Origin of the sequence: Clostridium sp. UBA4548 (assembly GCF_002387895.1) — a bacterium.
Lineage (GTDB): Bacteria > Bacillota > Clostridia > Clostridiales > Clostridiaceae > Clostridium_J.
In genome coordinates this window covers 370078-384715 of record NZ_DGLI01000021.1, presented here as the reverse complement: position 1 = coordinate 384715, position 14638 = coordinate 370078, and the positions used below count along the sequence as shown (strand labels likewise).

Sequence of the window (14638 nt, the reverse complement as noted above, 5' to 3'; positions counted from 1 at the left end):
TCTTTTTCAGCATTAGGAGTAAGCATACATACTTTTGCTCCTACTAATGACCACCATAAAATCTCCCACACAGAAACGTCAAAAGTATAAGTTGTTTTTTGTAAGATTGTATCTTTTTCAGTTATTGGATATTTCTTTTGCATCCAATTTAACCTGTTAACTAATGACCTATGTTCAATCATGGCTCCCTTTGGATTTCCTGTTGTTCCTGAAGTATAAATAATATACGCTAAATTACTAGAATCATTTATCTTTTCTAAATTGACTGAATTTTCATTAAGCAAATTTTCATCACATAAATCAATAACTTCGCCACTAAACTTTATAGTTTCTACTAAACCACTTTTACTTAATAGAACTTTACTTCCACTATCCTTTAGCATATATTCTATTCTTTCTTTAGGATAGTTTGGATCTATTGGTAAGTAGGCTCCTCCGGATTTTAAGATTCCTATTATTCCTACTATCATCTCTAGGGATCTTTCCACCATTATTCCTACTATAGAATCTGCCTTAACACCTTTATTTCTTAATACTCTAGCAAGACTATTTGCTCTCTCATTTAACTCTTTATAGGTTAGCTTTTTATCTTCAAATACTACTGCTATGTTATCAGGTGTTTTATCTACTTGTTCTTCAAATAACTCATGAATTGTTTTATCTATTGGATAATAAGCCTTTGTATCATTAAACTCATATAGAATTTGATTTTTGTCTGCTTCTGATAGTAAATCTATATTTTCAATTTCAATTTCTGGATTATCTAATAATTTTTCTATAATCCTTTCTAAGTAAACACCAAATTTCTTAACTATGCTTTCATCTATTGATAGGCTATTAAAGTTAAACTTAAACTCAATTCCATTAAAAGTTAATATCTCTACCGCCATGTTATAGTTTGTTTGCTCTACAATTGAAAACGCTTCTATTGACAAAATATTTTCTTTGTTCGCACTAAAATCTAACGGGTAATTCTCTATGGTAACTATTGAATTAAAAAGCTCTTCATTAACTTTTAGTCCACAATACTCTTTTATGTCAGTTAAAGATGTATTCTCAGAACCTTTTCTTTCATTAAGATTTTTATCTATTAAATTAATTAATTCTATTAATTTAATTTTCTTATCTGATTTTATCCTTAATGGTATAGTATTTATAAATAATCCTATCATTTTATCTATAGAGCTTATATTCTCAGGTCTTCCTGAAACAGTTGTGCCAAATACAACTTCCTTTGAGTTATTAAACTTCTGAAGTAATACTCCCCAAGCTCCATACAATATTGCTGATAATAAAACCTTATTTGCCTTTGAAAATTCTTTAATCTTATTTGCCTTAATATCAGCTATCTTATATGATATTTCTTTGTGAACTCCTACTTCCTTACAAATAAAGTAATCATCTTTATCAGCTAACTCTTCTAGATAATTTGACCAATATTTTTCTTCTTCTTCTTTATTTATAGAGTTTAAATATTTAATAAACTGACTAAACTTTGTTTTATTAATTCTTTTAGGTTCTTTTCCTCCATATAAACAATCATATGCTTCCATGACTTCCTTCAGGATTATTCCATTACTCCAACCATCATATAAAATATGGTGATTGCTTATAATCATCTCATGAGTACTTTCACCTAACCTACATAAGTAAATTCTTAAAGTTTCTCTTGTTATATCTATCTTATTATTTAAATCCTTTAGTTTAACTTCTTTTATTAATTCTTCCTTATCTACTTTAGTTGAAAAATCCAAATAATTTATTAGAACTTTATGTTGCTTAAGAACCACTTGTATAGGCTTTTCAATTCCTTTCCACCTGAAAATTGTTCTTAGCATTTCATTACTATCTATTACAAACTGCCACGCTCTTTGTAGTAACTCTAGTTTCAAGTCTCCTTTGAGAGTTAAACTCAATTGCTCATGATACATATTACTTTCTTCATCACTAATATAATGAAATAACATTCCATGTTGTAAACCCGTTAATGACATGAAATTTTCTATGTTATTTTTATCTAATTTACTACTTTGCCCCATATTATCCCCTCACTACAGCCTTTATAAATCGCTTATCTTACCAAATTCCATTTTTATAACTTTATCTGCGAGATTAAAATACCTATCATCATGAGTTACAGCTATGACACACTTTCCCTTAGCTTTAAGTTCTTGTAGTAAAGTATCATAGAAAAACAACCTAAATTCAGGATCTTGATCTGCTGCCCACTCGTCAAACAAACAAATTGGTTTGTCTTCTAAATAAGTAACTAATAAAGCTAATCTTTTCTTCTGACCTGTTGATAATTTAGTTGTGCTAAACTTTCCATCTTTTATTTCAACCTTTTTATCTAGTTGAAGCAGCTCTAAATATTTTTTTATTTCAGATTCTTTATCCTTATAATCTATTCCATAAAGCTTATCAAATAAGTAAAAATCACCGAAGACAGTAGAATAGTTTTCACCCAACATCTTTTCTGAAACGTTAGTATCCTTTAAAGTTATACTTCCCTTGGAAGGCTTATAAAGTCCTGTTATTAACTTAGCTAATGTAGACTTTCCACTACCATTTCCACCTGTAATGAAAATTATTTCTCCCGAATTAAATTCATAGCTAATAGGTCCTACCTTAAAGCTATTTTCATCATTTTTGTCATAGACATACTCTATTTCATTTAATTTTAAGTTAACAGATTTCTCATCACTAACTTCTACCCCACTGGCAATTTCATCTTCCGAAACAGCCCTTTCACTAGAAAACTCACCTTCTGAGATAGCTAATTCCTCTAGTAAACTGTTAACTCTTTTTACACTTATTCTAACTTCAATAAGATTTGGTATAGTATCTAATATTCCATGAACTGGACCTATCATATAAAGTAGTATAAAAACATAACTAGTTATATTTTCAATTTCTAAATTCTTTAGAAACAAAGGAAATAATATAGCTATAGCTCCTATTGCAAGTGTAAATAATAGTTCTCCAATTACAAACATATTTGCAAAAGCTGATGCTGACTGCCCTCTTTTTACCCTGTATTTATCACAACTTGCTTCCATACCTTGTTGAAATTCATTTTTCTTTTTAAAATTCAAGCTTAATTCTTTGAACCCACCTATAAGATCATTTATAAATTTGAAAAATACATTTTGTAAATCTCTTGATTCTTCTCCAATTTTATTTGCATATCTACCAACTAAATAATATATACTTGTAATTAATAATATTATTATTACTGAAAGTAATAAGGCATATATATTTATAAAACCAAGATACATAAAGCAACAAATCAATGTTACAATACTTGTGGCTCCATTAATTACTACATTTGCAAATCTACTCATTGTTTCTGTATCATTATTTAATGTAGATTCAATCCTTCCTTTTTCAAGGTCTTCAAATTTTTTATATGAAGCCTTTAATATACTATTAACCACTTCCATACGCTTTGAATAAACAATTTCATTTGTTATCTCTATCAATTTACCTCTTACAATTTTTTGACCATAAACATAGAGTATTATTCCAAGAATAAAATATACTAACAATTTAATTTTCATGTTATTGTCACTATTTATAGCTAGGTTTATGGTGAAAATTATAAGGGAATTTCCAAATCCACTGGCAATACTTAATATTGATAATATTAATAAAGATTTATCACCGTGTTTTTTGTAGAATCCTGTGAATATTGTATAACTATATATAATCCAAATACTTATATACATTAAATAGAGAGCACCCTTCACACTTTTAGGTAACCATACAAAAACAAAGTTCCATGATACGCCTTGGTATAATATATATGGAATTAAGTATATGCAGTAGCTAAGTCCTACCATAAAAGCTAGAGAAATACTGAGCTTTAAAACACCTTTTATTCCTTTTTTAACAAAAACTCTTTCTTTTTTAAATATTTCTTTTAATCCTTTAACTAAGAAAAATAGTGTAGCAATCATTATCAAACTAGAAGTTACAATAATTAAAAGAGAAATTTTGTCTGCACTTTTATTTAGATCTTTTACATCTTTGCTATAAGTTTGTCCTTGCATTATTTCACTAATACCTTGTCCTATTTTCTCAGTATAGCCTGAATTCATGTTACAAAGCACTGCAACTCCAATCTTATCTTCTGGTTTAAACACTATAAAGGAGGAATAGTTTGGGTTATTTCCTCCATGAGAAATTTCCCCGCCCTCTTTTTGATAAAGGAACCATCCACTAGCATAGGAGGACCCATCTGCAAGTGGAGCAACTCTACGATTAGCCTCATGTGACTTATCAATTATCTTATTATCAAATTTTGAATCACTTAAAGTGTCAAGCTGAATTTTAAGCCACTTTGCCATATCCTCACCATTAGATATGATATATCCAGCTGGCTTATTTCCCCTATACACTGGTGCTTCATATGGCTGTGGTTTTAAAAATCCAATTTTATATCCACTAGCCATGTTTTCATTTATAGTTTCATTTTTAAACAAATAGGTGTTATTTAGACCCATTGGCTTTAAAACAGCTTCTTCAATATAGTTTTCATAGGTCTTTCCTGTTACTTTTTCAATAACTAGTCCTAAAACATCGTAGTTTATGGTTGCATATTGAAATTTTTTACCTGGCTCACTGTCTAATTCTATGTCTACTAAAGTTTTAACTGTTTCTTCAAGTGCACTATCCTCATTTGAAACTGAAATCTTATCTATAGTTTTAAAAGGTATGCCACTTGTTTGATGTAGTAATTGCTCAATTGTTATTGGCACTTCCTTATCTTTATACCTAACCTTTAGCCAAGGTATATATTTAGTTACTTCCTCCTGAAGCTTAATTTGTCCGCTTTTTTCTAAACTTAAAATACCCAAGCCAGTAAAGGCTTTGCTGTTAGATCCTATTTCAAATAAGGATTGATCAGTAACTAACTTTTTCTCACTGATATTAGAATATCCAAATCCCTTTTGATAAATAGTCTTGTCATCTTTAACTATGGTAATGGACAGTCCTGGAATACTCCCCTTTTCCATATTTTCTTTTATAAACTTTTCTATATTTACTGTTTCATCCTTATCTAAATGATTTATACCTTTATTATCATTGCTAAAAGCATATACATTAAATTGACCTAATACTAGACTTAGCATAATACTAAGTATAAGTAATAGTTTATTTTTCTTTTTCATAATAATATTGCTCCTTATATAAATATTTTTAATCAAAAAGAGCATCTAAATCCTCTTGTGATATATCTACAGCATCAAAATCTGATGGTGTAAATTCTTTAAAATCCTTGTTTGAACATTTATCTAGTATTAAATTTAATGTTTCTATATAGCTTTCAATGAAATTTTCTATAGTTTCATCCTTAAATCTCTTTTTACTGTATTCAACAGTTATTTTTAACTTTTTATTTACTATTATTGCAGCAATGTCCATAAGGGCTGTCAATGAGTTATTGTCATCACTACTTAGTCCAAACTTAATATCTGATATATCCAGTTTTTCTTTATCTATTATATTGTCAAAATCTCCAAGGTAATTAAATCTTACATACTTAGTTTCTTCTTCTTTAAATACTTTCTTTAAAAATTTTAGAATACTATAATTAAATCCCTTATTAGGTATATTTTTAAGCTGTTCTTTTAAAGATTTAATGTTATCCTCCATATCTCCATACTCTATGCTAAAATATGCAGGATACATACTTGTAAACCATCCAACAGTTCTAGATACATCAATATAATTATTTATTGCCTCTCTGCCATGTCTTTCAAGTTCAAGTATTATCTCATCTTTCTTGTTTAACTTATTTAATGTAAGAACTAATCCAATAATTAAAACTTCGTTAAGGTCTATATTATATATTTCATTGGATTTTTCTATTAAGTTATTTAATGTTTCTTCATCTATTTCTTCACTTAAAATGTTAGAAGTTTCACCAATATCTTCTTCATTATCGTAATCTATGTTATAGCTGATTTTTCTATCTAGTATTGATTTCCAATACTCAACTTCTTCACTAAAATTGTTCTTACTATATGTTTGTAACCCATCTGACCACTCTTTATATGAATGAGTTTTTGGAGGTAACTTTATATCACTATCTTCATTTAATTGTTTTAAGATAGTCATAAAATCATCCAATATTACTCTCCAGGAAACACCATCTACTATTAAATGGTGAGCTGTAAATAACAAAGCTTGTCTACTATTCTCACAATCAATCATTGCTACCTTGAATAAACTACTATTTTCTATATTAATGCCAGAATTAGTTTCTTTTATTATTTTTTTTATGTTTTTATATTGTTCATCGTAAGAATATTCCGATAAATTATAATGTTTGAAAGCATGCATTTCCTCAAACTTGTTGTTATTATAATATAAGTTATTATTTTTCCTATCATAATTAATTCTTAAAGCATCATGATGTTCAATCAATTTATTTATAGTAATTATTACTTTACTTATATCTAACTTCCTTTTATACTCTAGTAGTACATGTTGATTATAAAAACTATCATTAGAAAACTTCTTACTAAAAAACCATTCTATTATAGGTGTTCTCTCAACAGTTCCTTCACTTTTATCTTGGCTTATTAAGCTAACAACTTCGCTTTCTTCTATTGTCGCTGCTATCTCCGCTATAGAATCATAAGCTAATATATCCTTCACTTTAATGTTCAATCCAAGATTCTTAAGTTTTGATGAAATTTGAATAGCTTTTATGGAATCACCACCAAGCTGATAGTAGTTATCATTTATGCTTATATTTTCAACAGCTAATATTTCTTCCATTGCTTTTACCAACTCTTTTTCAGCTGTGGTTTCATATTTTATAAACTCTCTCTCATCTACTTCTGGTTCTGGTAGCAATGCATAATCCACCTTTCCATTTAAAGTTAATGGAAGTTTATCCATAAATACAAAGTTAGTTGGAATCATATATTTAGGTAAGAACTTTAAAAGCCACTGTTTCAATTCTGAATCTGTAACCTTATTTTCACTTACTACATAAGCATTTAATATCTTATTTCCTAATGAATCTTCTTTAAACACCACAATAGCATCTTTAACGCATTCATTTTCTATTAGATATCGCTCTATCTCTCCAAGTTCAATTCTGTGACCTCTTATTTTTACTTGGTTATCACTTCTTCCTACATACTCAATAGCACCATTTTCTAAGTATCTTGCTGTATCACCCGTTTTGTACATCCGTTTCCCTTTAACAAAATGATTTTTAATAAATCTCTCATTAGTTAATTCTTCTCTGTTTAAATAACCTCTAGCAACTCCATCACCTGAAACGTATAATTCCCCAACAAAACCTGTTGAAACTGGGTTTAATTCATTATCTAAAATATAAATTTGCACATTGTCTGCAGGATAACCAATTGGTACAGATACTCCACTATCTTTTTCCTCATCATATTTGTATATCATGCATCCAACCACAGTTTCTGTAGGACCGTACTCATTAAATATCTCTATATTTTTTCCAAAACTATTACAAACTTCTTTTGCTAAATTTACCTTTAAATCTTCTCCACCCACAATAAATCTCTTAACACTAGATTTTGTATTATCCATATCCTTTAATAACGTTAAATGTGCAGGGGTAAGCTTTATAACCGTTGCTTTATTTTCTCTTAATATTTTATATAGAACAAATTCTGTTTCATCATTGTCATAAATAACAATCTTATTGCCTGAAATTAATGGTGTAAAGATTGAGGTTACTGTTAAATCAAAGGATATTGAAGAGTATAAGGCCATTGCTTCTTCTTCATCTTTTAAATACATCTTATTAGCCCACCATATATAGTTTGTAAGCCCTTGTTGTTCTATCATTACTCCCTTTGGTTTTCCTGTTGACCCAGATGTATATATAATATAAACTAAATCGCTTAAGCTGTTGGTTTTTGGCAAATGCGTTTTGCTGTAACCTTTTAAATCTTCATTGTTTATATTAATTATGCTTCCTTTGAATTTAATTTCATCTGTTATATTAAAATTAGTTAATAGCATATTGCTTCTTGAATCTTCAAGCATATAATTTATTCTTTCTACTGGGTAACTTGGATCAATTGGAAGGTATGCTGCTCCAGCTTTCATACTTGCCAAAATACTTACCATAAGTTCTATTGAATGAGTTTCCATAATTGCTACAATTGACTTATTATCTATTCCTTTTTCTCTTAAGTAATTTGCTAATTGATTTGACTTTTCATTAAGCTCTTTATATGTTAATACCTTTTCTTTAAACTCTAATGCAATCTTATTTGGCGTTTTAATTGCCTGCTCTTCAAATAGTTCACATACAGTTTTTTGTGGATAATCACTAGCCGTTGAGTTTATATCATATACCTTATAATTCCACTCTTCTTTGCTTATAAGTTTCAAATCATTAACTATAATATTTTCATTTTCTACTATCTGATTAATTACATTAATCATTGCTTCATACATTGTTTTTATTTCATTGTCTGAGTATTCTAGTGTTTTATAATCAAAGTTTAATGTTATATTACTCTCTTCCCACTCTTTAACTGTTAGTTGTAGTGAATAACTTTGATTTGCACAATAATACTCTTTAACTTCTACATCTATATCATTAATGTGATTATCATATTTAGAATTGTAATAATTTACACACATCTTAAATAGACTATCATAGCCTTTACTTCCTAATTCTAAATCCTTAATTAAAAGATCATAGGGGTACTTCTGATTTAAAAAACAAAGTTTTAATTCCTTGTTAACTAATTTTATTAAATCTTCACTTTTCAGCCCAGTATCTAACTTAAACCTAACAGGTACTGTACTTGTAAACATACCTATCATATTCTTTTGTTCTTTATTAGTTCTATTGAATACTGGTGTACCTATTACTAAATCATTTTTATATGTAACCTTATTTATATAAACAAATAATATTGCTATAAAGAAGGTATTTAGTGAGCATTTTTTATCATCTGTGAATTTCTTTATTTTATCTGATAACTCTTCATCAATATTAAAGCACTGCCTCTTGCCTTCTAAACTATTAGATGTTTTGTATAAAAATTCTTCAGGTACCTCTGAAAACTTACTTTTCCAAAAGTTCTTGTTTTTTATGAATCTTTCCGAATTCAAATACTCTTCCTCATCCTTTATAGAATCTAGATATGAATAATTGACTATATTAGTCTCTTCTTTATTTATTAACTTTGTATATATATCACAAATTTGTTTTTGTATAAGGGTAATGGACCATCCATCAGATATAATATGATGAATATTTAGTAGAATACCGTACTCCTTTTCACTTATCTTATATATTGCAAAATAATATAGCTTACTATCCTCTAAATTAAAATGCTTTTTGAACACCTGATTTGACCATGTATCATGCTCTTTTTCAGGATTTTCATAGTTACTAAAGTCTAAAAAGTCTATACTTTCATTTTCAAAGTCTTCAACATATTGAACTGGTTCATTTTCTTTCTGTGAAATCCTAAGTCTTAATCCCTCATTGTTTTTTATTATAAGATTAAGAGTTTTTTTCATTACTTCAACATCTATCTCTTCATATATATTTAGGCATCCACCAAGATTATGTAGTTGTGAGTTTGTGTTTATCTTATCTATGTACCATATTCTTTTTTGTGGATGTGTTAATTTATAATAAACCCTCTCATTAATTCTCATCTTCATTCCCCTTTAATATGTCTTCTATTTAACTAATGTATTGCTTATAATTTTTGTTATATTCTCAACATTAGTGTTTATAAAAAAGTGATTTCCTTCAAAATTATGTACTTTCAAATCTCCACACACATGATTTTCCCAAGCTAATATATCGTTTAAATTAATAGAGTCTTGCCTTCCATTTAAAATTGAAACATCACAATGAATCTTTTCTCTTCTTTCCTTATAATTATAAGTTTCTAAAATTTTGAAATCACTCCGAATAATAGGAAGAAATATCTGAAGTAACTCCTGGTTGTTCATTAGCTCATCTGGCGTCCCACCAAGTTCCACTACCTTTTTCATAAAATCGTAATCAGGTAAAGTGTACGTATTTTCTCTTTCTCTTATAATACTTGGTGCTTTATATCCTGAAAAAAACATATGTTTAGGCATCTTAGCATTTTCATTGCATATTTTATAATATAATTCATAAGCTAAAAGACTCCCCATACTATGTCCGTAAATAGCATAATCATTGTTTACTATTTTATCTTTTATATTTTCGAATATATCCTCAACTGCTTCTTCTAAATTTTCATAGAAAACCTCACTAAATCTTTTGCCTCTACCCTTTAATTCTATTGGAATTACTTCAATTAAAGGCTGTAAATAGTTTTTCCATTTATAATATATAGTTTCTGACCCTCCCGCATAGGGTAAACAAAATAATATCATTGAAATATACTCCTGCCTATTAATGATTAAATCTCATATATTTACTAATTAAAAAATTTTGATCTAATCTTATTATGTTATTAGAAATTTCTTTATTTAATGAACATACAGCTACTTTATAACCTAACTCTATATCAAATAACTTAAAAGTATGTCCCCTATTTTCATTGCTACTAATGATTTTAATATTTTCATATTGATCTATTTCAATAGAAAATGATTTTAAAGGCATTGTTAATCCTTGTCCACAACATTTAATATAGCTCTCTTTTAAGGTCCATATTTCATAAAACCTATCTAATTGAAATTTGGAGTCTTCCATGACAATATACTGAAATTCCTTTGTTGTAAAAAAGTTTTTAGCTATCTCTTTAAACGCCATATGTTTTATCTCTTCAATATCTACTCCTATAGGCTTATCATCAATAGCGCATAATACGTAATCACCAGAATGGGATAGGTTAAAATTAAAGTTAGGATATTCCTTCAAATATGGCTTACCATATTGATTTTTATTGAATCTTATATGTCTATTATCAATCTTTAAGTTTTCAATAATTATTGTCCTAATTAATATTTCCCCAATCAGCGTTCTAATTTTATCTTTTTTATTAATGAATTTCTCAACCTTACATTTTTTTTCTGAATCAATTAGTAAACATAACTCATTTAAGTTTTCTTCATTAATATCTAAAATTTTTGCAACATAAATCTCCATAAAGTTCCTCATTATAAACTTTTTATCTTGATATACATCAAAATATTCCATAGTAATTGATGTATATCCATTAAATAACATTGTACACCATTTTTGCTAATTTGTACATTAGTTTTTGTATCAATTTTGTATTTATTATCGCAATTTATTTGTATTTTTTTATATTTTACTACACTAGTTATTGTTATTCTATATTTTTGATACAAATATTTAATTAAATTGTATTTTTCATCAAAATATCTATTTCTAAATTTCCACAGTTTCTTATTTTATTTATTGAATCCACTATTACTTTACAAATCTTGTGACAGTGTATAGAAATTTTGTATTTGTACTACCTTTTATCTAAATACTCTACTTTTTCTTACATATTCTACTCACAAATTAGTTATAATTGCTCTTTAGATTGTTTTTATAGATACTTTAAAATCTCGAACTATCCTTTTGAAAGAATTCATCAAAGCATAGAAAAAAAGCTATGATACTCAAAAATTAAAGTATGTTCTTAAAAGAATACACTTTAATAATTTAGGTTATCATAGCTTTATATTTTATAAGAAACCAAAGTCAACTACTTAACTTATAAATTGGCCTACCTTTGTTCCTTTAAGGCACTTTGGAGATAAATTTAATAAATTTCATCACGGAAGCCTATATTATACTAATTAAAAACTGTATTTATGAATTGCATCAATAATCTTTCTTAACTCCTCTACTGGAATTTGCCCTGGAGCAGACACTTCCTTTCCTGACCCAAAGGTTATAGCAGAACCAAAAACTTCACCAGAAATTCTGCTAATTAGTCCCCTCTTTCCCATAGCCATTGTAATAACTGGTATATTACTATAACCCTCTTTCATAATTCGAGTAGCCTCTAATAGATTAATTACATCTTCAGTGGAATTTGGCATCACTGCAAGCTTAAAAATGTGCGCCCCTAAACTAACAGCTCTTTGAAAATTATCTAGAATTTTATCTTTAGAAGGAGTTTTTTCAAAGTCATGAGCAGACAGAATAACAGCAACTCCATTTTCTTCAGCAGTTGAAATTATATCTTCAATATGCTGCTTATCATTAAATAGCTCAATATCAACTATATCAATTAATTTTGTTCTTATTATTTCTTTATTTAACTGCACATAGTATTCTCTAGCGACTTCCTTCTGTCCACCTTCTTTAAAACTGCGAAAGGTAAAGATAATAGGTATATGCTTCAATATCTTCCTAATTTCTTGCAGTACAGTTTTAACTTTATCTATATCTAAAAAGTCCTCATAAAAATCAACTCGCCACTCTACTAAATCCAAAGGTAATTCCTTTAAGTAACTTGCCTCTTCCATAAGTTCTTCAAGACTCTTTCCTACTAAGGGTGCACAAATTTTTGGAATACCTTCTCCAATTGCAACATTTCTAACCTTAACTACACTCTTCATATGAATCCTTCCTTTTATATATTTGAGTATATTTTATCATAAATAATCTGTATTTCTTTAAGTTTCTAATATTATTTTCAAAACACTTCTTCCTTTTGCACTTCTTTATCAAATTGTGTAACATGCTATATGCAAATGCTTGTTTTTTATTTGTTATAGTTTAAGTATAACAATACCATATACACATAATGTTTTTCTTTTAAGCGAAATATTAATTAAAGAATAACCCCTTATTAATATAAATAAAAAATTAAGAGTAGATCTTCTTTTAAGAAGTCTACTCTCTTTTAATTGATATTCTATTTATTTTCTAAATATAACTCTACCATCTATATTTTTAACATCCTTGCAGCCTGTTAAAACCATAGCTGATTTTAATTCTCCCTTTAATTCTTCTACATAGGTTTTAACCCCTTCGCTTTGTCCTCCAAAGGAAGCTGTAACAAAAGGTCTTCCAATAAGCACTGCATCAGCACCTAAAGCTATAAACTTAAGTACGTCTACTCCAGTTCTTACTCCTCCATCTGCTAGGATAGTTACTTTTCCTTTTACAGCTTTAGCAATATCCTCTAAAACATCAGCTACTCCTGGAGTTTGATCTAGTACTCTCCCTCCATGGTTTGATACTACTATAGCATCTACTCCTGCTTCCACTGCTAGTAAAGCTTCATCTACAGTCATGATTCCTTTAAGGATAAATGGAAGTTTAGTACTCTTTACTAATTCTTTTATGTCTTCCACAGTTTTAGGCATTACTGGCTTTCCGTGAAGAGCTAGAGTTATAAGCCCACAGGCATCTATGTCCATTCCCACTGCAAAGGCTCCAGCTTCCTCAGCCATTTTTATCTTTTTAATTACATTTTCATTTTCCCAAGGTTTAATAAATACAATGCCTTGCCCATCAGCTTTCTTTAAAGCTTCAAGATTAGTAATCAGGAAGGAATCTACTGCTGTATCCCCTACCATTGGATATATGCCTGCATTTAAGCAGCCATCAATTACCCAGGATATATACTCTTCTTCAGTAAATTTTCCACCCATGTTTAAAGTAGTTCCTGAAACAGGTGCTGCAAACACTGGAATATCTAGTTTTTTACCAAATAATTCAATTGAGGTATCAGGATTTTTGGCATCATGAATTACTCTCATGTTTAGCTTGTATTTATTTAAAGCATCAATGTTTACCTTAAAGGCATCTCCAGAGCCTTTACCGCCCATTCCAGGCACCTGTCCAGCACAAGCAACTCCATTACAAACTGGACAAACTTTGCAGCTATTGTTAAGGTTTTCTCTAGCAGCTTTTCTTACTTCTTTAATATTCATGAAAAATCCCTCCATCATAAGTTATAATTTAATATATTTTTTATAATTATTTTATATAACACTTATAGTAACTTAAGGCATCTAAAAATAAATACAACTAAAAATAGCCGTTCATACTGATCTATTTATTTTTTGAAGATGCCTAAACAAGTTTTAAACTTAAATTACAGCCTCATTTTAAGATATCTATTCTGCTTTCCATTCTCTTTATTATAAATTGCTTAAAATTATCTTATAATGTATAAATAATAATTTAGAAATAATATTGCAACTTATCTATAAATTAAAAACTATTTTCTTTAAAGAATTTTTCTAGCTCTTCTTCTGTATAAACTTTGATTCCATTTCTTAGGAGTAGTTCTGCAGCTACTCCATTGCCAGGCTTTTTACTGCCACTAAAGGTTCCATCATAAATAATTCCTTTTCCACAAGAAGGACTTCTTGCTTTTAAAATAGCAACTTTTGCCTCTACAGCCTTTGCAATTTTAAGGGTTTCTATAGCTCCTTTTATAAACTCTCCTGTTACATCATCATCTTCATCGGTACCTTTAACTCTAGCTTTTCCATCTAATACTAAAGCTCCATCCCCTTCAATGATTTCATGGGCAACTCTTGGGGTTTCTTGCCCTCCAAGCTGTTCTGGACATACAGGGATAGCCTTACCTTCTTGTAACAACTTAAATACTTTTTCATTTAAGTTGTTACCTCCATCATATTTGCAGTTAATACCGCAAAGACATCCACTTACTAAGATCACTTTATC

8 protein-coding genes are annotated in these 14638 nt (G+C 28.7%); all 8 read right to left on the bottom strand.

The features are described from left to right. Window positions 1-2039 (bottom strand): condensation domain-containing protein (locus tag B3040_RS08105; protein ID WP_291572007.1); only part of this gene is annotated, 2039 nt, incomplete at its 3' end. 21 nt (window positions 2040-2060) lie between these two features. Beyond that, the gene (locus B3040_RS08100) at window positions 2061-5174 is read right to left on the bottom strand and encodes a cyclic peptide export ABC transporter (RefSeq protein WP_291572005.1); all 3114 of its coding nucleotides are present in this window, start codon (window positions 5172-5174) and stop codon (window positions 2061-2063) included. A gap of 28 nt (window positions 5175-5202) precedes the next feature. Beyond that, window positions 5203-9684 carry an amino acid adenylation domain-containing protein gene (locus B3040_RS08095; protein ID WP_291572004.1) on the bottom strand — a complete coding sequence of 1494 codons (4482 nt, stop codon included), beginning with the start codon at window positions 9682-9684 and terminating at the stop codon, window positions 5203-5205. A 24-nt stretch (window positions 9685-9708) separates the two neighbouring features. Continuing rightward, the gene (locus B3040_RS08090; protein ID WP_291572002.1) at window positions 9709-10401 is read right to left on the bottom strand and encodes a thioesterase II family protein; all 693 of its coding nucleotides are present in this window, start codon (window positions 10399-10401) and stop codon (window positions 9709-9711) included. Window positions 10402-10420: 19 nt separating this feature from the next. Continuing rightward, the gene (locus B3040_RS08085) at window positions 10421-11119 is read right to left on the bottom strand and encodes a 4'-phosphopantetheinyl transferase family protein (protein WP_291572000.1); all 699 of its coding nucleotides are present in this window, start codon (window positions 11117-11119) and stop codon (window positions 10421-10423) included. A gap of 665 nt (window positions 11120-11784) precedes the next feature. Then, on the bottom strand, window positions 11785-12552 hold the full coding sequence (aroD, locus tag B3040_RS08080; protein ID WP_291571998.1) for a type I 3-dehydroquinate dehydratase: 768 nt from the start codon (window positions 12550-12552) through the stop codon (window positions 11785-11787). Between the two features lie 303 nt (window positions 12553-12855). Further along, a complete protein-coding gene (locus B3040_RS08075) occupies window positions 12856-13875 on the bottom strand; it encodes an alpha-hydroxy-acid oxidizing protein (protein WP_291571996.1) in 1020 nt (339 codons plus the stop codon). Between the two features lie 283 nt (window positions 13876-14158). Beyond that, complete coding sequence (locus tag B3040_RS08070; protein ID WP_291571994.1) at window positions 14159-14632, bottom strand: DUF523 domain-containing protein; 474 nt, start codon at window positions 14630-14632, stop codon at window positions 14159-14161. Window positions 14633-14638 lie beyond the last annotated feature (6 nt).